This window comes from Vibrio maerlii (assembly GCF_003415655.1).
Taxonomy (GTDB): Bacteria; Pseudomonadota; Gammaproteobacteria; order Enterobacterales; family Vibrionaceae; genus Vibrio; species Vibrio maerlii.
This window is the reverse complement of the sequence record NZ_QRHC01000008.1, coordinates 35,213-60,395: the sequence shown is the minus strand read 5'-3', so window position 1 is coordinate 60,395 and position 25,183 is coordinate 35,213. Positions and strand designations below refer to the sequence as shown.

Sequence of the window (25,183 nt, the reverse complement as noted above, 5' to 3'; positions counted from 1 at the left end):
CAAGTCAGTGTTTTGGTCTAGTTTCTGTCTTTATTGTCGCAAAAGCTCGCGTCGCAGGGAACCTATTTGATGATTTAGTGAAAAGTGATAGCTTAGTAGTCGCTCATCAATAGCAACCATTAATAGTAGTCAACTAGGGTGTGAAATTATGATTAAAGGCCCTAGTACTCAATAAAAACAAGAAAGGCACCTTCAATGTTACAGCAATCAATCGAATCAAAACTGGAAACGGGCTTACTACCATCGCACTTAGAGGTGATTAATGAAAGCTATATGCACAATGTACCTGCAGGCTCAGAGAGTCACTTTAAAGTGATTGTTGTTAGTGATGCATTTGAAGGCAAGCGTCTGTTACCTCGTCATCGCATGGTTAATGAGCTGTTAGCGGACGAGTTCAAACTAGGGTTACATGCTCTATCTATGCACACTTACACCAAAGAAGAGTGGGCTGCGCAAACTGGCGGTGTACCAGAAAGTCCTATGTGCCTTGGTGGGAATAAGTTGTAGCACGCAAAAAGTATTCCTCATTTATGAGTGAGAACAGCCATTCAGTATGTGAATTGACATTATTAACAATTCGATAATATGAAATGTTAAAGTAAATTGTGTCATTAATTGAATGGCTGAATACCACTAAAGTATGGTTTAGACAATAGATGTGCGATGCGTCAAAGTTATGAAAATTCGCTAGCCCTTATCCCTTCATTCCTATCAATTATTTCCACCATTCCCCTTATTGGTCATGGCAACCTAAACACAAAAAATGCTAGACTATCGCACCTGATAAATCTCGGTACTAGTTTGTAACGAGAATTTTAATTGGATGTTGCAGTGCGTAATTATTTCAATTTATGCGCTATAACACATATATGTCGTGTCAAGGGTATGACTGTTCAACCCTGAATTTACGCAATTAAAAGAATCTTTTTCCCGATAAAGTAGTGCAAGTGCGTATGATTACAATAAAGAAGGGTTTGGATCTTCCTATCGCAGGAGCTCCATCCCAGGTGATTAATGATGGTAAGTCCATCACTAAAGTCGCCTTGCTTGGCGAAGAGTACGTTGGCATGCGTCCTACGATGCATGCTCGCGTAGGTGATGAAGTGAAGAAAGGCCAAGTTCTTTTTGCTGATAAAAAGAACCCAGGCGTAGTATTTACTGCACCAGCAAGTGGCAAAGTTATTGAAGTGAACCGTGGCGCTAAGCGTGTTCTTCAATCTGTAGTGATTGAAGTAGCAGGCGAAGAGCAAATCACTTTCAATAGCTATGAAGCGAGTCAACTGGCAGGCCTAGACCGTGAAACGGTTAAAGCTCAACTGGTTGAGTCTGGTTCATGGACCGCTCTGCGTACTCGTCCGTTCAGCAAGGTTCCTGCAATTGAGTCTTCTACTCAGGCTATTTTCGTAACTGCAATGGATACTAATCCACTAGCAGCTCAGCCAGAGTTGATCATCAATGAGCAATCTGAAGCTTTCGTTGCAGGTCTTGATATCCTTTCAAGCCTAACTGACGGCAAAGTTTACGTGTGTAAGGGTGGCGAAAGCCTACCTCGTTCTGAGAAATCGAACGTCGAAGAACACGTATTCAATGGCCCACACCCAGCTGGTCTAGCTGGAACGCATATGCACTTCCTATACCCAGTAAGTGCTGAGAATGTTGCGTGGAGCATCAATTACCAAGACGTTATCGCGTTCGGTAAGCTATTCCTAACAGGTGAACTATACACAGATCGTGTTGTTTCACTTGCAGGTCCTGTTGTGAACAACCCTCGTTTAGTTCGTACTCAAGTAGGTGCTAGCCTAGAAGAGTTGACTGATAACGAACTAATGCCGGGTGAAGTTCGTGTGATCTCTGGTTCTGTACTTGCGGGTACTGAAGCATCTGGTCCACATGCATTCCTAGGACGTTACCACCAGCAAGTTTCTGTACTTCGTGAAGGCCGTGAGAAAGAACTGTTTGGCTGGGCTATGCCTGGTAAGAACAAGTTCTCTGTAACTCGCTCTTTCTTGAGTCACCTATTCAAAGGTCAGTTGTTTAACATGACAACAACGACTAACGGTAGTGACCGTTCTATGGTGCCAATCGGTAACTACGAAAAAGTACTACCGTTGGATATGGAACCAACATTGTTACTTCGTGATCTGTGTGCAGGTGATACTGACAACGCTCAGCGCCTAGGTGCACTAGAACTAGACGAAGAAGATTTAGCACTATGTACTTACGTTTGCCCTGGCAAATACGAGTACGGTGAGCTACTTCGTGAGTGTCTAGATAAGATTGAGAAGGAAGGGTAATTCATGGGCCTTAAAAAGTTTCTTGAAGACATCGAGCATCATTTTGAGCCAGGTGGTAAGCACGAAAAGTGGTTTGCGCTTTACGAAGCTGCAGCTACTGTGTTCTACACACCAGGTCTTGTAACGAAGAAAAGCTCGCATGTTCGTGATAGCGTTGACCTAAAACGTATCATGATTATGGTTTGGTTCGCGGTATTCCCAGCTATGTTCTGGGGTATGTACAACGCGGGTGGCCAAGCTATCGCTGCACTTAACCATATGTACGCAGGCGCTGAACTAGCATCTGTAATTGATGGTAACTGGCACTATTGGCTAACTCAAATGCTCGGCGGCACACTTGGCGCTGATGCAGGTTGGGGTAGCAAGATGCTGCTTGGTGCAACTTACTTCCTGCCTATCTATGCAACGGTATTCATCGTTGGTGGTTTCTGGGAAGTACTGTTCTGTATGGTGCGTAAGCACGAAGTTAACGAAGGCTTCTTTGTAACTTCTATCCTGTTCGCACTGATCGTTCCACCAACGCTTCCTCTATGGCAAGCAGCTCTTGGTATCACATTTGGTGTTGTGGTAGCGAAAGAGATCTTCGGTGGTACGGGTCGTAACTTCCTTAACCCTGCGCTTGCTGGTCGTGCGTTCCTATTCTTTGCATACCCTGCACAGATTTCTGGTGACGTAGTATGGACTGCTGCAGATGGCTTCTCTGGTGCAACAGCACTGAGCCAATGGGCACAAGGCGGTAACGGTGCACTAGTGAACACAGTTTCTGGTGAAGCTATCACTTGGATGGACGCATTCCTAGGTAACATCCCTGGTTCTATCGGTGAAGTTTCTACGCTAGCACTTATGATCGGCGCAGCAATGATCGTTTACATGGGCATCGCTTCATGGCGCATCATCGCTGGTGTAATGATCGGTATGATTGCAGCGTCTACGCTATTCAACGTTATCGGTTCTGACACTAACGCAATGTTCAGCATGCCTTGGCACTGGCACCTAGTTCTAGGTGGCTTCGCATTCGGTATGTTCTTCATGGCGACAGACCCAGTATCTGCTTCATTCACCAATGGTGGCAAGTGGTGGTACGGTGCTCTAATCGGTGTTATGTGTGTGATGATCCGTGTAGTAAACCCAGCGTACCCAGAGGGTATGATGCTGGCAATCCTATTCGCGAACCTGTTTGCACCACTGTTTGACCACGTTGTAATTGAGAAGAACGTTAAGCGGAGACTAGCACGCTATGGCAAGTAATAACGACAGCATTAAAAAGACGCTGGGTGTTGTTATCGGATTGAGCCTTGTGTGTTCAATCATCGTATCGACAGCAGCGGTTGGTTTGCGTGAGAAACAGCAAAATAATGCTGTTCTTGATAAGCAAACTAAAATCATTGAAGTTGCAGGTATTGAAGCAGCAGGTCAAAGCATCCCTGAGCTATTCGCACAAAACATCGAACCTCGCCTGGTAGACTTTGAGTCAGGTGATTTCGTTGAAGGCGATGCTGGCGCTTACGACCAACGTAAAGCTGCGAAAGATCCTGCTGAATCTATCAAACTAAGTGCAGAAGACGATAAGGCGAAGATCCTACGCCGCGCTAACACGGGTGTTGTATACCTAGTGAAAGACGGTGATGAGACTTCTAAAGTTATCATCCCAGTACACGGTAACGGCCTTTGGTCAATGATGTACGCATTCGTGGCGGTAGAAACTGATGGCAACACAGTTTCTGGTATCACTTACTACGAGCAAGGTGAAACTCCTGGACTTGGTGGTGAAGTTGAGAACCCAACATGGCGTGCTCAGTGGGAAGGCAAAAAGCTATTTGATGAAAACCACAAGCCAGCTATCAAGGTTGTTAAAGGCGGTGCTCCAGAAGGTTCTGAGCACGGCGTTGACGGTCTATCTGGTGCAACCCTAACTGGTAACGGTGTGCAAGGCACATTCGATTTCTGGTTAGGTGATATGGGCTTTGGTCCATTCTTAGCAAAAGTACGCGACGGAGGTCTTAACTAATGTCTAGTGCTAAAGAAATTAAAAAGAGCATCCTAGCGCCGGTATTGGATAACAACCCAATCGCGCTACAAGTTCTTGGTGTATGTTCTGCTCTTGCGGTAACTACTAAACTAGAAACGGCTTTCGTTATGACACTTGCGGTAATCTTCGTTACTGCGCTGTCGAACTTCTTCGTTTCAGTTATCCGTAACCACATTCCTAATAGTGTGCGTATCATCGTTCAGATGGCGATCATCGCATCACTAGTAATCGTGGTAGACCAGGTACTAAAAGCGTACCTTTACGACATCTCTAAGCAGCTTTCTGTATTCGTTGGCCTAATTATTACGAACTGTATCGTAATGGGTCGTGCAGAAGCATTCGCTATGAAGTCTGCGCCATTCCCATCATTTATCGATGGTATTGGTAACGGTCTTGGTTACGGTTTCGTTCTTATCACTGTTGGTTTCTTCCGTGAACTGTTCGGCTCAGGCAAACTGTTCGGTATGGAAGTTCTACCTCTAGTGAGCAACGGTGGTTGGTATCAGCCAAACGGTCTGATGCTTCTAGCACCTTCAGCATTCTTCTTAATCGGTTTCTTGATCTGGGCTATTCGTATCCTAAGACCTGAACAAGTAGAAGCGAAGGAGTAAGGTAGTCATGGAACATTATATTAGTCTGCTAGTTAAATCGATCTTCATCGAAAACATGGCGCTTTCTTTCTTCCTAGGTATGTGTACATTCCTAGCGGTTTCTAAGAAAGTTAAAACTTCTTTTGGTCTTGGTGTTGCGGTAGTTGTAGTACTTACAATCGCTGTGCCTGTGAACAACCTAGTTTACAACCTCGTACTAAAAGAGAACGCTCTTGTTGCCGGTGTGGATCTTAGCTTCCTAAACTTCATCACTTTCATCGGTGTAATCGCAGCACTTGTACAGATCCTAGAGATGGTTCTAGACCGTTTCTTCCCGCCTCTGTACAACGCACTCGGCATCTTCCTACCGCTGATCACAGTAAACTGTGCAATCTTTGGTGGTGTATCTTTCATGGTACAACGTGACTACAACTTTGCTGAATCTGTTGTTTACGGCTTCGGTTCTGGTGTGGGCTGGATGCTTGCTATCGTCGCTCTTGCGGGTATCCGTGAGAAGATGAAGTACTCTGACGTACCTCCTGGTCTACGTGGTCTTGGCATCACGTTCATCACAGTAGGTCTAATGGCGTTAGGCTTTATGTCTTTCTCTGGTGTTCAACTGTAGGGTTCGCACCCCAAAATAAGGAATAACAAATGCAAAGCATTATTCTTGGTGTAGCGATGTTTACCATTATCCTACTGGCGCTAGTTTTAGTGATTCTTTTCGCTAAATCTAAGCTAGTACCTACAGGTGACATCACTATTGCTGTAAACGATAACCCTGACCTAGCTATCACTACTCAACCTGGTGGTAAGCTACTAGGTGCACTAGCTGGTGCAGGTGTATTCGTATCTTCTGCTTGTGGTGGCGGTGGCTCTTGTGGTCAGTGTCGCGTAAAAGTGAAATCTGGTGGTGGTGACATTCTACCTACAGAGCTTGATCACATCTCTAAAGGTGAAGCTCGTGAAGGTGAACGTCTAGCATGTCAAGTTGCAATGAAAACTGACATGGATATCGAACTACCTGAAGAAATCTTCGGCGTTAAGAAGTGGGAATGTACAGTTATCTCTAACGATAACAAAGCAACATTCATCAAAGAGCTTAAGCTTCAAATCCCTGATGGCGAATCAGTACCTTTCCGTGCTGGTGGTTACATTCAGATTGAAGCGCCTGCTCACCACGTGAAATACTCTGATTTCGATGTACCAGAAGAGTACCGTGAAGACTGGGACAAGTTTAACCTGTTCCGTTACGAGTCTAAGGTAAGCGAAGAAACAATTCGTGCATACTCTATGGCTAACTACCCAGAAGAAGAAGGTATTATTATGCTGAACGTGCGTATCGCTACGCCGCCGCCTAATAATCCTGACGTACCACCAGGTATCATGTCTTCATTCATCTGGTCTCTTAAAGACGGTGACAAATGTACTATCTCTGGTCCATTTGGTGAGTTCTTTGCGAAAGACACAGACAACGAGATGGTATTCGTTGGTGGTGGTGCTGGTATGGCTCCAATGCGTTCGCACATCTTCGATCAACTTAAGCGTCTGAAGTCTTCTCGTAAGATGTCTTTCTGGTACGGTGCACGTTCTAAGCGCGAAATGTTCTACGTAGAGGATTTCGACGGCCTACAAGCAGAAAACGACAACTTCGTTTGGCACTGTGCTCTGTCTGACCCTATGCCAGAAGATAACTGGGATGGTTACACAGGCTTCATCCACAACGTACTGTACGAAAACTACCTGAAGGATCACGAAGCTCCTGAAGATTGTGAGTTCTACATGTGTGGTCCACCGATGATGAACGCAGCTGTTATCGGCATGCTGAAAGATCTAGGTGTAGAAGACGAGAATATTCTACTAGATGATTTTGGTGGTTAATAAAAACTGCTTTAATCTCTGAATGTTATGGCTGACTCGACTAGAGTCAGCCATTATTTTTTCAAGAACCTAGTTTCTAGATCCTAGTTCCTAGAAGTATTCTTCAGGAGGTCGGATCTAGGCACTAGGTACTCAAAACTAGGAACCTAATTCAAGTGAAAAAGTGGCTTGTTGCATTAGCTTCTCTTCTTGTTCTAGCAGGCTGTGAAAAGCCAGTAGAGCAGATTCATTTAAGCGGCCCTACAATGGGCACCACATATAACGTAAAATACATTGCTGAAGAGGGACAGCCGTCGGCTGAAGATCTGCAGCTAGAAATCGACCGTTTACTTGAAGAAGTGAATGATCAGATGTCGACTTACCGTAAAGATTCAGAGTTGAGTCGTTTTAACCAAACTCAAAACTCAGAACCTTTTGTAGTATCGCCACAAACGGCAATCGTAGTGCAAGAAGCGATTCGTTTAAACGGTCTTACTCTGGGAGCGCTGGATGTTACTGTTGGTCCTTTAGTTAACTTGTGGGGATTTGGCCCGGAAGCTCGTCCTGAGGTAGTGCCAACCGAAGAAGAGTTAGCTGCTCGTAAGGCTAATATTGGTATTCGCCACCTATCAGTAGATGGCAATACATTGACTAAAGACATTCCTAATCTATACGTTGATCTTTCGACGATTGCGAAAGGTTGGGGTGTCGATGTTGTTGCCGACTACATTCAATCTCAAGGCGTGACTAACTATATGGTAGAAGTTGGCGGAGAGATGCGTTTGAAAGGCTTGAACCGCGAAGGCGTTAAATGGCGCATCGCAATTGAGAAACCATCGGTTGAAGAACGTGCGATTCAAGATATTATTGAGCCAGGCGATATGGCAGTGGCGACGTCAGGTGATTACCGTAATTACTTTGAACGTGACGGAATTCGATATTCGCACATTATCAATCCAAACACAGGTAAGCCTATTTCAAACAAAGTTGTTTCTGTAACCGTGGTGGATAAATCTTCGATGACGGCTGATGGCCTTGCAACGGGTCTAATGGTCTTGGGAGAAGAACTAGGTATGCAGGTTGCTGAGCAACACAATATTCCTGTTTTTATGATTGTGAAAACAGAAGACGGATTTAAAGAGATGGCATCGGAAGCGTATAAGCCGTTATTAAACAAATAATCGTTCTTTAAGAAAAGACAGAGAGCAAGAATTATGAGTACATTTCTAATTACTTTCGGTGTGTTTATGGCTGTTATCGCTGCAATGGCAGTGGGCTATATCTTCCAGAAAAAAGTGGTAAAAGGCAGTTGTGGTGGCCTTGGTGCTGTAGGTATCGACAAAGTATGTAACTGCCCTGAGCCGTGTGATGCGCGTAAAAAGCGTGAAGCTCGTGAAGCAGAGCGAGCTGAAAAGCTAGCCGCACGTGAAGAACAGCTTAAGTCTTGGCAAAACGATCGTATCGCATAGTCGATCAGCTATTGACTTAGACTAGAAAAGCTCAAGGTTATGCCTTGAGCTTTTCTTGTTATAGGGGTTCTCATTAGAGAGCTAGAGAGCTAGAGAGCTAGAGAGCTAGAGAGCTAGAGAGCTAGGAATAAATGAGTTGGTTTCGGCCACTCTCTTTCGCTTGATACAATCTCGTGTCAGCTATCTTTATCTGCTCATCCAACGTGGCCTCACTGTTGGTTGCACCCATGCTGATAGTGACAGAAATATCGGAGCCATTGTGATTAATCGGAGTCTTGGCGATACGTGTCCGAACTTGCTCTAGCCGTGTGGTAAAGTCTTCGAATGAGGAGCACGACTGAATGCAAAACTCTTCTCCACCAAATCGAGCGACGACATCTTCTTTGAAGTAGATCTTTAGGATATTAGAAACAGTCACCAACACAGCATCGCCGCCATCGTGACCGTAGGTATCATTAACACGTTTGAAGTGATCAATATCCATCATCGCTATATGGCGGCTGCTACAACCTCCACACGCTTGGCTAAATAAAAAGCGGCGATTCCACAATCCGGTTAAAGCATCTTGATTTGCCAGACGATAGAGCTGGTTGTTTGCCTCTTTGATATCGAGCAGCTGGTGAACGCGGCAATAGAACTCTTCTTGGTTGAATGGTTTATAGAGAAAGTCATTGGCACCAGCTTTTAGAAAACGAGCCGTCATCGTTCGGTCGTTGCTGCCAGATAGCCCTAGAATTGCCAATTGGTTCTTGTCATATTGAGCGCGAATTTCTTGGATCATCGAGATGCCATCTTTAACAGGCATATCATGATCAGTAATGACAAAGGTGATACCTGGGCATTCTCGTAGGACCTGAAGTGCTTCTTCACCATCATTTGCAATAACGGTTTGAATATATTGATGCTCAAGTAACTGTACAATATGTTTGCGAACCATGGCTGAGTCATCCACAACCAGTGCTTTATGGTGACGGTTGTTGATGATACGGGATATAAGAGGGAGAATATAAGAGACCGAAGCCTGACTATCCTTGAGTATGTAATCTAAGACGCCTTTCGATAGAACTTGTTCACGGATATCTTCGTTAAACATAGCTGTGAGCAGTATCACCTTGTACCCATGTTCAAGTACAATATCGATGATTTCACCGTCTTGTCCGTCAGGTAAGCAATAGTCGAGAACAGTACACACGAACCCACTTTCACTCGCTAGTACTTGCTTTGCTTCTGCGACAGATTCTGCGAGGTAAACGTGATAGCCCGCTTGGGTAAGTTGTTGCTCTAAATAGTTTCTAAAAGCGCGACTGTCTTCAACAACAAGAATTTTATGACTCAAAAGAAGTCCCTTTCTTTTAACATTCTCTTAGCATTTAAACATAATTGCCGTTTAATAACGAGCGTAAATCAAGAGTCGTTTCTCAATCCTAAAAATTGGCTGTATACTGTCTATATATACAGTTTTGAGTGTTTGTATGGAACCGGTTTACGATAGAAAAATTATCCACGTTGATATGGACTGCTTTTATGCAGCCGTCGAGATGCGCGATAATCCCCATTATCGAAATCGACCTCTTGCGGTTGGTGGTCACGAGAAACAGCGAGGGGTACTCAGTACATGTAATTATGAAGCGCGTAAGTTTGGTATTCGCTCTGCTATGCCAACGGGTCAAGCGCTCAAGCTTTGCCCTAATTTACTCGTTGTACCGGGTCGCATGCAGGTCTACAAAGACATTTCTCGTCAGATCCGATCTATATTTTCTCGTTATACCCAACTAATCGAGCCTTTATCATTGGATGAAGCGTATCTCGACGTGACCGATTGTAAGTTACACCATGGTTCAGCAACCCTTATAGCCAAAGCTATTCGCAATGATATCTGGAATGAACTGAATCTCACTGCCTCTGCCGGTGTGGCGCCGATAAAGTTTCTCGCAAAAGTGGCGTCAGATATGAACAAACCGAACGGTCAGTACGTCATTCCTCCCGAAAAGGTACAGCAAGAGATCGACCAACTGCCGCTAGAGAAAATACCTGGGGTAGGTAAGGTGAGCCTAGCCAAGCTTAACAGTGCAGGCTTTTATCAATGTGAGGACATTCGAAACACTGACTATCGAGAGTTATTGAGACGCTTTGGGCGCTTGGGTGCTTCTTTGTGGAAGCGCAGCCATGGTATTGATAACCGTCAGGTAGTGGTTGAACGAGAGCGTAAATCGGTTGGTGTAGAACGTACCTTTAGTGAGAACATTCTAGAGTACGAAGAATGTTGGAAAGTGATAGAAGAGCGTTTATTTCCCGAATTGGCGCAGCGTTTAGAGAAGGCTCGCCCCGACAAAGCGATCATCAAGCAAGGCATTAAAATGAAGTTTGCTGATTTTCAGCAAACGACTATTGAGCATGTTCAGCCTTATTTGGATCTCAACCATTTCAAAGAGCTCCTCGCTGAAATCATGCAGCGTCAACAAGGGCGAGAGATTCGTTTGTTAGGCTTAAGTGTGATGCTTAAGCCTATTGAACCGATTGAACAACTGAGTTTCTTTGACGAAAGTGAGTAGTGTGCTTTGGAAGCCCACAAGGCTTATTGGATTTGTTGGGTCAACTTGAGCACATCCTCAAAGCGGGCATTTTCCAGTTTGCCATATCCTGCCATCTTGCTGGCTTTAAGGTGAGTAGATAGTGGCGTGGCAATACCACATAAGAATCGAGTAATCGCTTCACTCGTCAGCGGTTGTGTTGCTGCTTGTACAAAAGGTGTTACCCAACTTTGAAGCTGACTTGTTTCGATATCGACTGTCGGCTGACTAGGTAACGAGGCGACGGCTCCACGACACACCGAGCAATGCCCACATGCTTGTGGTGCTTGTGCATCGGCAAAGTATTCTGCTAATGATGCGCTCAGGCAGCGGTTGGATTCAAAGAAACTGATCATCTGCTCGATTCGAGCGACTTCGTTGATTTCTTTTTGCTTGAATAGGTTAAACAGCTTCTGTGCCTCTGACTCTACATCAATCTGAGTATTTGAGACTTGGTAAACATCGGTGAGTTGCTTGCTCTCGAGTTCAATCCAGCCTTGCTGGTGGAAATAGTCCATTGCCGTAATGACACGTTGTCGGTCACCAATCCCTGCTTGGTAGATAGCCTCAAAATCAAGTTGGCACCATGTTCTCGCCTTCGGGGAACAATTAAAAATACCTTGAACAAAGTGTTGTCGTTCCCCTTCAAACTTAGCCACGATCTGTGCTGCAGGAAGAAGAAATTTAAAACGGTAGTCAGCAAAATAGCTGTATTTAGGTTCAATAATTCCCGATATTTCTAGGTAAACCAAGAGTGTCTTCAGGGGAAGTTGGCGAATATTTGTCTCTTTCGATAATCGCAGCAGCACCGTCTCCCATTGAGGGCTAGATGCAATGACTTGGCCGAGAACTAGCTTGATAGAAGACAAGTCTGGAGTATCTCCGAACACGAAGTTTTCTAAGGTATTTCTGCCTGTTTGGTTGGCAATGATGATGCATTTAGATGGTTGACCATCACGTCCAGCTCGACCAATTTCTTGTGAATAGTTCTCGACCGACTTCGGCAAATCAAAATGAATCACTCGACGGATATCAGATTTATCCACTCCCATACCAAATGCAATCGTTGCAACAATACAATCAACGGCTCCGGCCATAAATCGTTGTTGGAGTTGCTCACGCACATCGGCTTTTAACCCAGCGTGATAAGCGGCAGCATTGACTCCAGCAGCTTGCAATGCTCGAGCGACGTCCTCAGCTGAGTGTTGAAGCGTGACATAAACAATGGTTGGTTGCGTCGGTTGTTTTTGTACTAGGGCGTTTAGAGTTGCTAGCTTGTTAGAGTCTTCACAAGGGATTACTTCAAGGTCTAGATTCGAGCGATAGAAGCCTGTAACGACCACATCATCAGGAGCGATAGCAAACTTGGCCTGCATATCTTCGATCACTTGTGTGGTTGCCGTTGCGGTTAATAGCAGTACCTGAGGGATGTTCAATTGCTGTTTGTAGTGTGGCAACTTGAGGTAATCTGGGCGGAAGTTATGGCCCCATTCAGAGATACAATGCGCTTCATCGACTACTAATAAAGAGATAGGAACTTGCGAGATGAACTGACGGAACCTCTCATTCTTCAAACGCTCCACTGAGATCATCAAAACCTTGGTTTGTCCGTCTTTTACGGACTGCATGATAGCTTGTGTTTCTTGACGTGTCTGAGTCGAGTCAATAGATGAAGCATTGATGCCTTTGCTGGTCAGGAAGTCTAGCTGATCTTTCATCAATGCAAGCAAAGGTGATATCACGAGTGTTAGGTGTGGTAACATCAGAGCCGGTAATTGATAGCATAACGACTTACCAGACCCAGTAGGGAATATTGCTGCACTCGAATGCCCTGAAAGTACCTTTTCAATCACCTCTTGTTGGCCGTAACGCAAAGAGTCGAAGCCGAAGTGTTGTTGAAGAGTCGTGCTGATTCTAGAGTGAAGCGTATCTGACATAGTGAAGTCCTCTGTTGTATTGAGCTAATACTACTGGATTTTAGGGTCGTTTGCTGAACCTTAAGCACGGACTAAGAATGAGAAAAGACGAACTCAAGCAGAAAATAATCAATCTGCTGGAGGAAAAGTATCAAATCGCTGTGGCTTCTACCCAAAGAGCCATTGATGCGGCAACTGATGAAGAGACACTACCAGAGCATAAATACGATACACTGGCTTTGGAGGCTTCTTACTTAGCTCATGGGCAAGCGATGCGCGTGAGTGAAAGCGAAGAAGAGGTCCGTCAGTATCGTGAGTTAGTTTTACGCGATTACCATGGTAAGACTGCCGGTATGACAGCCTATGTCGAATTGCTTGATGAAGAGGATGAAACGAAGGCGTTTTTCATCGGTCCAACATCAGGCGGATTGACAGTTGAGCTTGAGGGTCAATCAGTGTACGTATTGACGCCCGGATCGCCACTAGGAAAGGCCATTCTTGGCAAAGCTGTGGGGGATGAAGTTGAGCTTGTCATTAATGGTAAGCACACTTATTACGAAGTAGATGTTGTTGAATAACTGATGTTGGAGGATGTAATGAAGCCAACCAATAAATTTGCCCTGATGGCTTTAGCGTGTGCGACTGCATTGAGTGCACCTTTGGCTAGTGCAGCACAGTGTGATATCTCTATAAAGAGCGAGGTACATATTGGTGATAGTGAATTGGAGATCGAACATCAAGGAGAGACCGCGGTCGTAATGGATGATGACAATCACCTGTATATTCACGGTGATAAGATTGAACTCGATCCCGACCAAGAGCAAGCTATCGCGGAGTATCGCGATAAAATAAATAGTTATGTGCCAAAAGCAAAACAGATGGCGGAAGAGAGCCTGAAGCTAGCTGAAGACATTATGGATGATATTGCGGTTAGTTTAGATATGCCAGGTGCCTTCGATGATGCCAAGGTCTCAGTGAAAGAGTTTTTTGATGGGCTTCAAGAGAAGTACTCAGAAAACGGTGACTGGGTGTTACCTTCAGTGGATACCGATGAACTGCAAAAAAGCTGGCAGCAAGATATTGATGCTCTAATGGCAGTGCTAAACGAAGAGTTTTTCGAAAGCGCTTTTAATGCTTTGTCGGCAAAGATGGATCAAGAGGGTGGCCTTAACCTGAGTGAGTTAGCGGATAGCATGTCAGAGCTAAAAGCTAAGTTTGATGAGCGACTCAAAGCCCATGAGGCAGAAGTTGAAAGGCAGTCTCAAGAGTTGTGTGATTCTGTAGGTGATCTCGCAGAAGAAGAGAAAGCTCTGCATGAAAAGATCCCAGCGTTGAAGGACTATCAGGTCTTCACAATTTAACGAAGCTAGGCGCTTAAGAAGCTGTGCTGAATGGCTTCAATTATACCGAGCTGAGGTTATTTAGGCATAACGGATATAAAAACAGCCAGTGTTTTTCGAAACACTGGCTGTTTTTGTTGTTAACGTGTTTGCATAGTTTGCAAGACAGATTTGTTAGCGAAACTGTTTTGCTTCGGGTAGAAACTCAAAACCAGCGGTCGCCAACTTGGCTTCTAACGCTTCGCGGCTAATATCAAAGTAGTTCACTAGTTTATCTAGGTCACCAGCAAAATCATCACGAAGCTTCATGTTGACAATACTCATCAGCATGATTGGATCCATAGATTCAAAATTAGCTAGGTTCATATTAATCCTCGAAGTCCGAGATCAATAGGTTAGCAGCTGCAAAAGCGGCTCTTTCACGGGTTTCCATTGGCAGTGACTCATCTGCAGCAATGTCATTGAAAGTTTTCACAGCACAGGTGATCGCTTGTGGGATGTAGCCTTGATCGCCACTACCGATAAGAGAATAAAGTTCACGAACCAAGTCACAACAATCGTATACTTTCATGGTTTTGTCCTAACTAAATGATAACTGCTCTCAATCATACACAGAGAGCAGTTAAAGACAATCTCGAAACAGAAAATACCTATCTAAGCTTGTCCTCACTCAAGTTTTCTATTCCGGCTGCACCTGAGCATCTAGCTGTTCGATCACTTCTTGTGCAAGGCCGAGCTGTTTCGCTAACTCTTTTAAGTAAGCCTTTTCCATGAAGTTTTGATCATCTGCGACGATAAGGGAGGCGAGGTAGATCTCGCTTGCTTGTTGTGGAGATTGCGCTAAGTTCGCTATCTCAGTCGGGTCGAGCGGTTTGTGAAGCTCTTGCGATACCATTTGAGTCAGCTGATAATCTGCACTCATATCTTCAAGTGCTTGTTCGATTTTTGCCATCTCGCTTTCGTCTACGTGACCATCAGCTTTAGAGGCGGCGATCATCGCTTTTAATATCAGTACCTGATGGCTCTCATCGTTGGCATTGAACTCACTGTCTGCGTGGTTTGGCTCTGGTTCGGTTTGGCTATTGGATTGATAGTCGTTGTACACCTTGTAGGCGAGGGCGCCTAGTGCGGCAGCACCACCAATCCCCACCGCTTTTTGGGCTACTTTTTTTGATTTCTTAGAGCCCATGAGCATACCAAGCAACCCACCGCCAACGGCACCGGCTCCAAGAGCGCCAAGCTTGCCTTTATCTTTGGTGATGGAAGACAGGCCTGACGAACCTTGTGAAATCTTTTGACTACCTTGTTTAACTAGGTCTGAGTTTAACGCCTGGTTAAGTAAACTTTTAATATCCATCATTACCTCCAATATTGTCGTAGGTGTAGTCTATACGCGGGAAGATGAACACAAGATTAACTGACGTTTGTTTACAGACTTTGTCGCTATCTCGGAAGTAAGATTTAAAGGCACAAAAAAGGCTACCCGAGGGTAGCCTTTGAGAGTCAGGGCGATGATATTACGCCAGTTGAGCTTTAATGTGCTCAATGATGTCTGCCATTGCAACTGCAGTTTTGTCACCTGTACGGCGGTTCTTGTACTCGAAGTTGCCTTCTTTCATTGAACGATCGCCAATCACAACAGTGTGAGGAATACCAACGAGTTCCATGTCAGAGAACATGACGCCTGGACGCTCTTTACGGTCATCGAATAGTACTTCGATACCCATTGCTGTTAGTTCAGCGTAAAGCTTCTCAGCCGCTTCCTTAACTTCTTCAGACTTGTGCATGTTCATTGGCACGATAGCCACTTGGAAAGGTGCTAGTGCGTCAGGCCAGATGATGCCGTACTTGTCGTGGTTCTGCTCGATTGCAGATGCAACTACACGAGAAACACCGATACCGTAACAGCCCATCTCTAGGATAGTGTTCTTACCATCAGGACCAAGAACCGCAGCGTTCATTTTCTCTGAGTAGTTTGTACCTAGCTGGAAGATGTGACCAACTTCAATACCACGCTTAAGCTGGATAACGCCTTGGCCACATGGGCTTGGGTCACCTTCAACGACGTTACGAAGGTCTGCAACTTTACCTAGCTCAACATCACGACCCCAGTTGATACCGAAGTAGTGTTTACCATCTACGTTGGCACCCGCACCAAAGTCGCTTGCAACTGCAACTGCACGGTCAACGATAAATGGCAGCTCAAGACCAACAGGGCCTAGTGAACCTGGACCTGCATTAACGAGTGTACGAATCTCTTCTTCTGTTGCCATCTCTAGAGGAGAAGCCACTTCTGTTAGGTTTTCTGCTTTGATTTCGTTTAGCTCGTGGTCACCACGGATGATAAGCGCAATGATGTCTGCTTCTACTTCATCAGATGCTTTAACGAATAGTGTCTTAACCGTTTTCTCGATTGCTACACCGTGCTGCTCAACTAGCTCATCGATAGTTTTCGCGTTTGGTGTGTCAACCAGTGTCATTTCTTGAGTCGGTGCTGCAGCTTCTGTCGCAGGAGCTAGTGCTTCCGCTTTCTCGATGTTTGCTGCGTAGTCAGACTCAGAAGAGAATGCGATTAGGTCTTCACCGCTTTCTGCCAGTACGTGGAATTCGTGAGAACCGTTACCACCGATAGCACCGGTATCAGCCAGTACTGGACGGTAATCAAGACCCATACGGTCAAATGCTGCACAGTATGCTGCGTGCATCTTGTCGTAAGATTTTTCTAGGCCTTCTTTATCGATATCGAAGCTGTACGCATCCATCATCGAGAATTCACGTGCACGCATTACGCCGAAACGTGGACGACGCTCATCACGGAATTTAGTTTGGATTTGGTACAGGTTAAGTGGAAGCTGCTTGTAAGAGTTAACTTCGTGACGTACAAGTGCTGTTACCACTTCTTCAGCAGTTGGGCTTAGTACGAATGGGCTGTCATGACGATCAGTGAAACGAAGTAGTTCTGCACCCATTTTCTCAGAGCGGCCAGTCTCTTCCCATAGATCAAACGGCTGCACTACGGGCATCAAAGTCTCAACTGCACCTGCATTATCGATCTCTTGGCGAACGATATTTTCGACTTTACGCAGTACACGCAGACCGGTAGGTAGCCAAGTGTATAGACCTGAAGCTAGCTTACGGATCATACCTGCACGTAGCATCAGCTGGTGGCTGGTTACTACTGCGTCGTTTGGAGTCTCTTTCAGAGTAGAAAGAAGATAGTTACTGGTACGCATTCTATGGTATCCGTTTCATCATGATTGAAGGAATCACTTCACTCTTTAGAGAGAAATGATAAATAAAAATTAGCCCGAAATTATATCAGCCTATGGCGAATCTCAAAAGCTTTCGATTGCTGTAACTGTCACTAAGTTGTCTGTAACCGTGAACTTAACGTTCATATCGAACAAATTTACCGCATATTCTTTTAGGTCGAGCTTATTCTTCTTGTAAGCAGGACGAGGATCTTGAGCCAGAACTTGGCTAATGACCTCTTTCTCTGTGTCACCATTGGGTCTGTCTAATAATAGAGATCTTGGTTGAACTGAGAAGATTACCTCACTAGTGGTGGGCTCTTCTTCTGCGTAGCCGCCTTTTGCATCATCAATGGCATCTGAATAAGGGATATAAGGTTTAATATCGACAATAGGCGTTCCGTCGACCAAATCGACATTGCCTAGTTCGAGATACATCTGATCGCCCTGTTTTGTGACTCCTTTTACTTCGACAGCAGACATGCCGATACCATTTGGACGGAAAGTAGCGCGTGAAGCGAACACTCCAATCCTCTCATTCCCTCCCAGCCTAGGTGGGCGTACGGTCGGCTTCCAGCCCTGCTCCAGGTTTTGATCAAATAGGAATAACAGCCAAATGTGACTGAATTGCTCGATACCTCGCAGAGATTCAGGGCAATTGGCTTCACCAGCAAGACGTACGCGAGATGTGGCTGTCGACACAAGGCTAGGTTGTCTTGGCACTGCAAATTTTTCTTTGTATGGGCTTTCGATATAACCAATAGGTGAGATGGAATACATAAGACGGTTCTAATCGACTAAATAGGAGGGTAAACAAACTATCACAATTGAAGTGTCAGCTGTATGTCATCTGCAAAACGAACTCTAGATTTAAGGCCGTTTAGAAGTAAATGATAGACCAATTAATAGTGAGCTCCGTATTTAATAGGTTCTCATTGTGAATATAGTTGCTCACTTCGGTTTCTAAGCGTGATCTAAATCCCATCAAGAATTAGAACAATAATTTAACAATAACATGACTTTTAGGGGTTTTTGCTTGCGTTTTAGGCATATAGCAGCGCAATTAGCCTTTATATTTACAATTGGAAACATTTTACTGTTCCAATTGTGCTCTATGTCTATTACCCTGCGCGGGCTTTGTGATTTTAACGTCACAACCCAACAGGAATTAATACATGGAGGGAACAGATGAGTTCATCTGCTTCAATAAAACAAAACTCACCAAAGAAGCCGTTGTTTACGCGCTTTCTTGATGGCGTAGAATACCTTGGTAACCTATTACCACACCCGATCACTCTTTTTGCAATCTTCTGTGTTGCTATCCTTGTTCTTTCGGGAATTGCAGGTTACTTCGAAGTATCAGTCATGGACCCTCGTCCAGAAGGCGCTTCAGGTCGTGCTGCTGATGGTATGATCCACGTAGTAAGTCTGCTAAATGCTGAAGGCCTACAGCTTATCGTAACTAACCTAGTGAAAAACTTCGTTGGCTTTGCTCCGTTAGGTACAGTGTTAGTAGCAATGCTTGGTGTTGCTATCGCTGAGCACTCAGGTCTACTTTCTGCAGCAATGCGTGGTTTGGTAATGGGTGCTTCTCAGCGCATGGTTACCGTAACGGTTGTTTTTGCAGGTATCATTTCTAATACCGCATCAGAATTGGGCTATGTGGTACTAATTCCACTAGCGGCAATGTTATTCCACTCACTAGGTCGTCACCCTCTTGCAGGTCTTGCTGCAGCATTTGCGGGTGTATCTGGTGGTTATTCTGCAAACCTGCTTATTGGTACGGTTGACCCACTGCTTTCTGGTATTACAGAAACTGCAGCGCAAATGATCGACCCAACTTATAGCGTTGGTCCTGAATCAAACTGGTACTTCATGTTTGTTTCAACGTTCTTCATTGCGATTACGGGTGCATTTGTAACTGAAAAAATCGTTGAGCCAAAACTTGGTAAATACAACGATGAAGAAGCAGCAGAAGATCTATCAAACGATTCAATGGGTTCTCTAACTGCAGTTGAGAAGAAAGGTCTTAAGCTAGCTGGTATCGCAGTTCTAGTTGTTTCTGCAATTCTGGCATGGACTATCGTTCCTGCTGACGGCGTACTTCGTTCAGACGCTGGCACAGTTGCGGGTTCTCCATTCTTAAAAAGTATCGTAGCGTTCATCTTCGTATTCTTTGCTGTTCCTGGCTTTGTTTACGGTAAAGTGACGGGCACAATGAAGTCTGACCGTGATGTGATTGATGCTATGTCGAAGTCTATGTCTTCTATGGGCATGTACATCGTACTGGTATTCTTTGCAGCTCAGTTCGTTGCTTTCTTCAAGTGGACTAACTTCGGTCAAGTATTCGCAGTAGCGGGTGCAGACTTCCTACAAAGCATCGGTCTAACAGGTCCAATGTTGTTCTTCGCATTCATTCTAATGTGTGGCTTCATTAACCTAATGATTGGTTCTGCATCTGCTCAGTGGGCAGTAACTGCACCTATCTTCGTTCCAATGCTAATGCTAGTTGGTTACGCTCCGGAAACTATCCAGGCGGCTTACCGTATCGGTGACTCAACAACGAACATCATCACACCTATGATGAGCTACTTCGGTCTAATCCTAGCCGTAGCAACGCGTTACATGAAGAACCTAGGTATTGGTACGCTGATCGCGACTATGCTTCCTTACTCAATCTGCTTCCTTGTAGGTTGGAGTGTACTATTCTACGTATGGGTATTCGTATTTGGTCTACCTGTAGGCCCAGGCGCAGCGACGTACTACACGCCTTAATCCTAAATAGATTAGAAAGCTAGAGCGCTTCGCTCTTGGAAAACTAGATATCTAGATTTTTCAGACATACGAAATAGGGGGTTGACGCTTACACGTCAACCCCCTTATTTTTCTCTAGCTCTCTAGTAATCCAACCACATCCAGCAAGCTGTTGTTCAAAATAACCTTATCAACCAGCTCTTCTGCTGGTGGAAGCATATCTGGGATCATTGTTACTTGGCAGCCTGCGGCTAGGCCAGAGCGTACTCCATTGTTCGAATCTTCTAGTACCAAGCACTCACTTGGTTGTACGCCAAGCTTTTCGCATGCCATCAGGTAGCAGTCCGGGGCCGGTTTGCCATTGTCTACATCTTCTGCGGTAATCACGAGATCGAATTGAGACAGATAGTCACTGCCTAGGAAGTTGTGTTTTACATCAGGTAGGTGAGACGAGGTGACAAGAGCGCAGCGAAGTTTCCTCTCTTTTAAGGCTTTGAACAGATCAGCGAAGCCTTGTTTGTAATCAATCCCTTGTTCTCGAGATTCGTGGAAGTGGTTATCCCTTACTTCTCTAAAATGAGGTAAATCTAGTGCTTCGCCAAAGCGATCTTGCATCATTGCTTCACACTGTGGGTCTTGGACACCTAAAAAGTTTTGGTAGAACTCATCGTTTAAATCTAAGCCTTGCTCACTCGCAGCATATTGCCAGCTTTTCTTGTAAACAGACTCGGTATCGAAGATAAGCCCGTCCATATCAAACAATAATGTTGTAATCATAATTCTCTTATTTTTGTTGTGGGTACCTTATCTTTTTACCACAGCTCTCTAATCAATCAAAAAATCAATGTGTAACTTAATTACAAATAACCATATAAATTGAAACTTGTTGCATATTGGTTGTCTTTGAGGTGCTGCTTTAATGTGCTGATCTAATTCACAAAAATAATTCCAATAATAAAAATGTGATATTGGTCACTAACTATTTGGGGTGGTTGCTGTTTATGATTGTGAGGCTGATCACTATTTGTTGATAGTCATTATCATATATATGAAACTGTAATTTAAAAACACGTGTTTTGTGCGATCTATATCACTTTGCGGTTTGGGTTTTGGATTTGCCGATGTGATATATGTCACAAAATTTAGGGTTGGGCTGCAATTTGGAAATCTTGTGATACATTTTAATCAACTTTTGAACAAACACTTTGGGCCATTTGGCCATCCAATAAACACGGGGTTAACCTTATGCTATCACCAGAAGCGAAGATCAAAGTACAGAACTTTGGTCGATTCCTTTCGAACATGGTAATGCCAAACATCGGCGCGTTTATCGCGTGGGGTTTCATTACTGCTCTATTCATTCCAACGGGTTGGTTGCCAAACGAAACACTGGCAGCACTTGTTGGTCCAATGATCACTTACTTGCTACCACTATTGATCGGTTACACCGGTGGTAAGATGGTTGGCGGCGACCGCGGTGCGGTTGTTGGTGCTATCACAACTATGGGTGTAATTGTTGGTACAGACATTCCAATGTTCATGGGTGCAATGATTGTAGGTCCACTAGGTGGTATCGCAATTAAGAAATTCGATGACGCTATGCACGGTAAAGTGAAGAGCGGCTTCGAAATGCTAGTGAACAACTTCTCTGCTGGTATCATTGGTATGGTTTGCGCAATCCTTGCGTTCTACCTAATCGGTCCTGCAGTTAAAGTACTGTCTAACGGTCTAGCGGCTGGTGTAAACGCAATGGTTGAAGCGGGTGCTCTTCCTCTAGCATCTATCTTCGTTGAACCTGCGAAAATCCTATTCCTAAACAACGCTATTAACCACGGTATCTTCTCTCCACTAGGTATCCAGCAATCTGAAGAGCTTGGCCGTTCAATCTTCTTCCTAATCGAAGCGAACCCAGGTCCAGGTTTTGGTCTACTACTAGCGTACATGGTATTTGGTAAAGGTAGCGCGAAGCAATCTGCTGCAGGTGCATCTATCATCCACTTCCTAGGTGGTATTCACGAGATTTACTTCCCATACGTACTAATGAACCCACGTCTAATCCTAGCGGTTATCGCAGGTGGTATGACTGGTGTATTCGTAAACGTAATGTTCAGCTCTGGTCTAATTTCTCCAGCGTCTCCGGGTTCTATCTTTGCGATTCTACTGATGACACCTAAAGGTGCTTACCTAGGTGTAATCCTATCGGTAGTCGCTGCAACAGCTGTATCGTTCATTGTCGCTTCTATCCTGCTTAAGACGACTTCTCAAGACGAGGATGAAGATTCTCTAGAAAAAGCATCTGCGCAAATGAATGACATGAAAGCGTCTTCTAAAGGTCAAGCGACGGGTGCTGACATCAACCTAGCTGACGTGAAAGCAGTATACGTAGCGTGTGATGCGGGTATGGGTTCAAGTGCAATGGGTGCTGGTCTACTACGTAAGAAAGTAGACGCTGCAGGCCTAGATATTACGGTAACGAACTACGCTATCAACGCACTACCAGCGGATTCACAAATCGTAATTACACACAAAGACCTGACGGACCGTGCTCGTAAGACAATTCCGGGTGCAATGCACATGTCTCTGAACAACTTCCTAGACGGTGCGGTATACGACAACCTAGTTGCTGAACTTGTTGAAGCACAGAAAGGTGATGCAAAAAAGGCTGAAGCGCCAGCAGCTCCTGCCGCAGAAGAGAAAGAAGAAGGTCTGACTCTAACTGCTGACGCTGTATTCCTAGGTCTTAAATCTGACAACAAGCAAGACGCAATTAAGTTTGCTGGTGAGCAACTAGTAAAACTGGGCAACGTAGCTCCTGAATACGTGGAAGGTATGTTTGCTCGCGAAGAACTTGTATCGACTTACCTAGGTGAATCAATTGCGGTTCCTCACGGTACTATCGAAGCGAAACAATACGTACAGAAGACTGGCATCGTGTTCTGTCAGTACCCAGAGGGTATCCAATGGGGTGATGACGAAGATGATATCGCAAAGATGGTTATCGGTATTGCAGCACAAGGTGATGAACACAATATGGTATTGATGGCTATCACTAACTCTCTAGACGATGAAGAAGCGGTAGAGAAACTGCAAAACACAACGAACCCTCAAGACGTATTAAACATCTTGAACGCTTAATCAAAGCTCCTAAGTATGGAGGCCAGATACCCCCTCTGGCCTCATTTTCGATTTTATATTTTTATTTTTTACTTTGACACTTTAGGAAAACGTTATGAAAGCTCTACATTTTGGTGCAGGTAACATCGGTCGTGGATTCATTGGTAAGCTTCTAGCTGACGCTGGTATCCGCGTAACATTTGCAGACGTAAACGAGACGGTTGTAAATGCATTAATCGAGCGCCAAGAATACCCAGTAAAGATCGTGGGTGAAGAGTGTGTGGTTGAGACAGTTAAGAACGTAACTGCAGTAAACTCAGCAACTGACGCTGTAGTAGATTGCATTGCTGAATCTGACCTAATCACAACAGCAGTTGGCCCAACAGTTCTAAAAATCATCTCTAAGTCTATCGCTCAAGGCATCGAGAAGCGTGCAGCAGCGGGTAATACAGCACCGATGAACATCATCGCTGCAGAAAACATGGTTCGTGGTACTAGCCAGCTTAAAGCGGCAGTTCTTGATCACCTGTCTGATGAAATGAAAGCATTTACTGAAGAGAACATCGGTTTCGTTGACTCTGCGGTAGACCGTATTGTTCCACCGGCAGAAGCTGGTGAGACTGATCCTCTAGCAGTTACAGTAGAAACATTCAGCGAGTGGATCGTAGATCAAACTCAATTTAAAGGTGAGATTCCAAACATCCCTGGTATGGAATGCACAGATAACCTTATGGCTTTCGTTGAGCGTAAACTATTTACCCTTAACACAGGTCACCTAGTAACGGCTTACCTTGGTGTACTGGCGGGTCTTGAGACAATCAAAGATTCTATCGAGAACGATGAAATCCGTGCACAAGTGACTGCGACAATGGAAGAGAGTGGTGCGGTCCTAATTAAGCGTTACGGCTTTGACCCAGAAGCACACGCGGCTTACATTCAGAAAATCCTTGGTCGTTTTGCTAACCCTTACCTACGTGACGAAGTTGACCGCGTTGGTCGTCAACCAATCCGTAAGCTAAGCCCACAAGATCGTCTTATCAAGCCACTTAACGGTACGCTTGAATACGGTCTACCAAACGAAAACCTATTGAAAGGTATCGCGGCTGCGTTCCATTACAAGAATGAAGATGACCCTCAAGCGGTTGAACTTCAAGCAATGTTCGCAGAAAAAGGTTTTGCTGAGACGCTAGCACACTATTCAGAGCTGAATAAAGACTCAGAAGTTGTTAAACTAGCGGAACAAGCTTACCTAGCAATGAAATGATACAAATGAAAGGTGCCACGCAAGTGGCACTTTCTTCTTATAGAAGCGTTATGCCAATACATCCAACCCACGAAACCGAACTATTAGAAGCTCTGTCAGAAGCAGAAGGCGCAGGAGAGATCCTGATGGCGGCTTATGATGCGCTTGATGATACCGTCGATGCACTGCTACAAAACATCTTCCACAAAGATGACTATGCGGTGAAATTCGTGGTGGAGCCACTATTAACGAGCTCTGGTCCTTTGGGTGAGATTGCAGTGCGTACCAAGTTATTGCTTGGTCTTGGTGTGATTAGTAAGGAAGTCTACGACGACATTGAAATTTTCGTCACACTGAAAGAGTTCGCGAAGCTAGAAGAAGATAAAATCAACTTTATGGATATAAACGTCATCTTTGAGTTGAATAAGGTGAATGCTATCCAAAAAATTATGCCAATCGATTATGACCCTGCGCTTGTTGAAGGGATGAGTGGCCCTATGCTGGAAATGTTTCAAGGTCGCCATAATCAAAAAGTCCAATCAACCATAGTACTTGCGGTTACGGATATAGTGAATGAGCTGTGCCGTGATAACGCACTGACGTCATAAGACAGCATAAAATTCGAAAAGAAATGGACCTGCAGGATGCAGGTTTTTTTGTGCCTATGATTTGGAAAGTAAGAGTTGAGAGTTTGGGATTAACAACAATTGAGCTTAGTTTGTTATTAAAAGTAAGGGGTTGATGCGAAACATC

At 44.6% G+C, this 25,183-nt stretch carries 24 protein-coding genes; 16 read left to right on the top strand and 8 right to left on the bottom strand.

Going from position 1 to position 25,183, the window contains the following annotated elements; all coding sequences use genetic code 11:
• Window positions 1-195: 195 nt before the first annotated feature.
• The 9 genes from DPF91_RS14800 to nqrM all read left to right on the top strand — a co-directional run bounded on the left by DPF91_RS14800 (window position 196) and on the right by nqrM (window position 8,242).
• A complete protein-coding gene (locus tag DPF91_RS14800) occupies window positions 196-507 on the top strand; it encodes a BolA family protein (protein WP_117235209.1) in 312 nt (103 codons plus the stop codon).
• A gap of 446 nt (window positions 508-953) precedes the next feature.
• Entirely contained in the window at window positions 954-2,294 is a 1,341-nt protein-coding gene (locus DPF91_RS14795) for a Na(+)-translocating NADH-quinone reductase subunit A (RefSeq protein WP_117235208.1), read from the top strand.
• 3 nt (window positions 2,295-2,297) lie between these two features.
• Window positions 2,298-3,542, top strand: a complete 1,245-nt coding sequence (locus DPF91_RS14790) for an NADH:ubiquinone reductase (Na(+)-transporting) subunit B (protein WP_117235207.1) — start codon at window positions 2,298-2,300, stop codon at window positions 3,540-3,542.
• Window positions 3,532-4,302 (top strand): Na(+)-translocating NADH-quinone reductase subunit C, encoded by a 771-nt coding sequence (locus DPF91_RS14785; RefSeq protein WP_117235206.1) that lies wholly within the window; start codon window positions 3,532-3,534, stop codon window positions 4,300-4,302. The genes DPF91_RS14790 and DPF91_RS14785 overlap by 11 nt, the downstream gene beginning before the upstream one ends.
• Entirely contained in the window at window positions 4,302-4,934 is a 633-nt protein-coding gene (locus DPF91_RS14780; RefSeq protein WP_117235205.1) for an NADH:ubiquinone reductase (Na(+)-transporting) subunit D, read from the top strand. The genes DPF91_RS14785 and DPF91_RS14780 overlap by 1 nt, the downstream gene beginning before the upstream one ends.
• Before the next feature lie 7 nt (window positions 4,935-4,941).
• Entirely contained in the window at window positions 4,942-5,538 is a 597-nt protein-coding gene (gene nqrE / locus DPF91_RS14775; protein ID WP_117235204.1) for an NADH:ubiquinone reductase (Na(+)-transporting) subunit E, read from the top strand.
• A 29-nt stretch (window positions 5,539-5,567) separates the two neighbouring features.
• Complete coding sequence (gene nqrF, locus DPF91_RS14770) at window positions 5,568-6,794, top strand: NADH:ubiquinone reductase (Na(+)-transporting) subunit F (RefSeq protein WP_117235203.1); 1,227 nt, start codon at window positions 5,568-5,570, stop codon at window positions 6,792-6,794.
• Between the two features lie 155 nt (window positions 6,795-6,949).
• Entirely contained in the window at window positions 6,950-7,954 is a 1,005-nt protein-coding gene (locus tag DPF91_RS14765; RefSeq protein WP_117235202.1) for an FAD:protein FMN transferase, read from the top strand.
• 33 nt (window positions 7,955-7,987) lie between these two features.
• On the top strand, window positions 7,988-8,242 hold the full coding sequence (gene nqrM, locus DPF91_RS14760; RefSeq protein WP_117235201.1) for a (Na+)-NQR maturation NqrM: 255 nt from the start codon (window positions 7,988-7,990) through the stop codon (window positions 8,240-8,242).
• A gap of 121 nt (window positions 8,243-8,363) precedes the next feature.
• On the opposite strand, the gene DPF91_RS14755 is transcribed toward nqrM, so the two are convergent.
• Window positions 8,364-9,578: a GGDEF domain-containing response regulator gene (locus DPF91_RS14755; protein ID WP_117235200.1), complete on the bottom strand. Its 1,215-nt coding sequence runs from the start codon at window positions 9,576-9,578 to the stop codon at window positions 8,364-8,366.
• 136 nt (window positions 9,579-9,714) lie between these two features.
• Between DPF91_RS14755 and dinB the strand changes: the two genes are divergently transcribed.
• Window positions 9,715-10,794, top strand: coding sequence for a DNA polymerase IV (dinB, locus tag DPF91_RS14750; RefSeq protein ID WP_117235199.1), 1,080 nt, complete (start codon window positions 9,715-9,717; stop codon window positions 10,792-10,794).
• A gap of 23 nt (window positions 10,795-10,817) precedes the next feature.
• On the opposite strand, the gene DPF91_RS14745 is transcribed toward dinB, so the two are convergent.
• Window positions 10,818-12,749: a RecQ family ATP-dependent DNA helicase gene (locus tag DPF91_RS14745; RefSeq protein WP_117235198.1), complete on the bottom strand. Its 1,932-nt coding sequence runs from the start codon at window positions 12,747-12,749 to the stop codon at window positions 10,818-10,820.
• A 77-nt stretch (window positions 12,750-12,826) separates the two neighbouring features.
• Here DPF91_RS14745 and DPF91_RS14740 point away from each other — a divergent pair, with 77 nt between their 5' ends.
• Together DPF91_RS14740 and DPF91_RS14735 are read left to right on the top strand one after the other, a co-directional pair.
• Window positions 12,827-13,306 (top strand): GreA/GreB family elongation factor, encoded by a 480-nt coding sequence (locus DPF91_RS14740; RefSeq protein WP_117235197.1) that lies wholly within the window; start codon window positions 12,827-12,829, stop codon window positions 13,304-13,306.
• Window positions 13,307-13,324: 18 nt separating this feature from the next.
• Window positions 13,325-14,089 carry a DUF2884 family protein gene (locus DPF91_RS14735; RefSeq protein WP_338116891.1) on the top strand — a complete coding sequence of 255 codons (765 nt, stop codon included), beginning with the start codon at window positions 13,325-13,327 and terminating at the stop codon, window positions 14,087-14,089.
• Window positions 14,090-14,242: 153 nt separating this feature from the next.
• Here the strand turns inward: DPF91_RS14735 and DPF91_RS14730 are convergent, their stop codons facing one another.
• The 5 genes from DPF91_RS14730 to tsaA form a co-directional block, all read right to left on the bottom strand.
• Window positions 14,243-14,434: a DUF4250 domain-containing protein gene (locus tag DPF91_RS14730; protein ID WP_117235196.1), complete on the bottom strand. Its 192-nt coding sequence runs from the start codon at window positions 14,432-14,434 to the stop codon at window positions 14,243-14,245.
• 1 nt (window position 14,435) lies between these two features.
• Entirely contained in the window at window positions 14,436-14,639 is a 204-nt protein-coding gene (locus DPF91_RS14725; protein ID WP_117235195.1) for a YaeP family protein, read from the bottom strand.
• Between the two features lie 108 nt (window positions 14,640-14,747).
• Entirely contained in the window at window positions 14,748-15,425 is a 678-nt protein-coding gene (locus DPF91_RS14720; RefSeq protein ID WP_117235194.1) for a tellurite resistance TerB family protein, read from the bottom strand.
• A gap of 160 nt (window positions 15,426-15,585) precedes the next feature.
• A complete protein-coding gene (locus tag DPF91_RS14715) occupies window positions 15,586-17,301 on the bottom strand; it encodes a proline--tRNA ligase (protein WP_117235193.1) in 1,716 nt (571 codons plus the stop codon).
• Between the two features lie 102 nt (window positions 17,302-17,403).
• Window positions 17,404-18,099 (bottom strand): tRNA (N6-threonylcarbamoyladenosine(37)-N6)-methyltransferase TrmO, encoded by a 696-nt coding sequence (gene tsaA, locus DPF91_RS14710; protein WP_117235192.1) that lies wholly within the window; start codon window positions 18,097-18,099, stop codon window positions 17,404-17,406.
• Between the two features lie 408 nt (window positions 18,100-18,507).
• Here tsaA and DPF91_RS14705 point away from each other — a divergent pair, with 408 nt between their 5' ends.
• The gene (locus DPF91_RS14705) at window positions 18,508-20,094 is read left to right on the top strand and encodes an AbgT family transporter (protein WP_117235191.1); all 1,587 of its coding nucleotides are present in this window, start codon (window positions 18,508-18,510) and stop codon (window positions 20,092-20,094) included.
• Between the two features lie 114 nt (window positions 20,095-20,208).
• Here DPF91_RS14705 and DPF91_RS14700 read toward each other — a convergent pair whose 3' ends face one another.
• Window positions 20,209-20,850 (bottom strand): HAD family hydrolase, encoded by a 642-nt coding sequence (locus DPF91_RS14700; protein WP_117235190.1) that lies wholly within the window; start codon window positions 20,848-20,850, stop codon window positions 20,209-20,211.
• 468 nt (window positions 20,851-21,318) lie between these two features.
• On the opposite strand from DPF91_RS14700, the gene DPF91_RS14695 reads away from it, so the two are divergent.
• The 3 genes from DPF91_RS14695 to DPF91_RS14685 all read left to right on the top strand — a co-directional run bounded on the left by DPF91_RS14695 (window position 21,319) and on the right by DPF91_RS14685 (window position 25,038).
• Window positions 21,319-23,208, top strand: a complete 1,890-nt coding sequence (locus DPF91_RS14695; RefSeq protein ID WP_117235189.1) for a PTS mannitol transporter subunit IICBA — start codon at window positions 21,319-21,321, stop codon at window positions 23,206-23,208.
• Window positions 23,209-23,302: 94 nt separating this feature from the next.
• Window positions 23,303-24,451 (top strand): mannitol-1-phosphate 5-dehydrogenase, encoded by a 1,149-nt coding sequence (locus DPF91_RS14690; RefSeq protein WP_117235188.1) that lies wholly within the window; start codon window positions 23,303-23,305, stop codon window positions 24,449-24,451.
• 50 nt (window positions 24,452-24,501) lie between these two features.
• On the top strand, window positions 24,502-25,038 hold the full coding sequence (locus tag DPF91_RS14685; RefSeq protein ID WP_206355576.1) for an MltR family transcriptional regulator: 537 nt from the start codon (window positions 24,502-24,504) through the stop codon (window positions 25,036-25,038).
• Window positions 25,039-25,183: the final 145 nt, after the last annotated feature.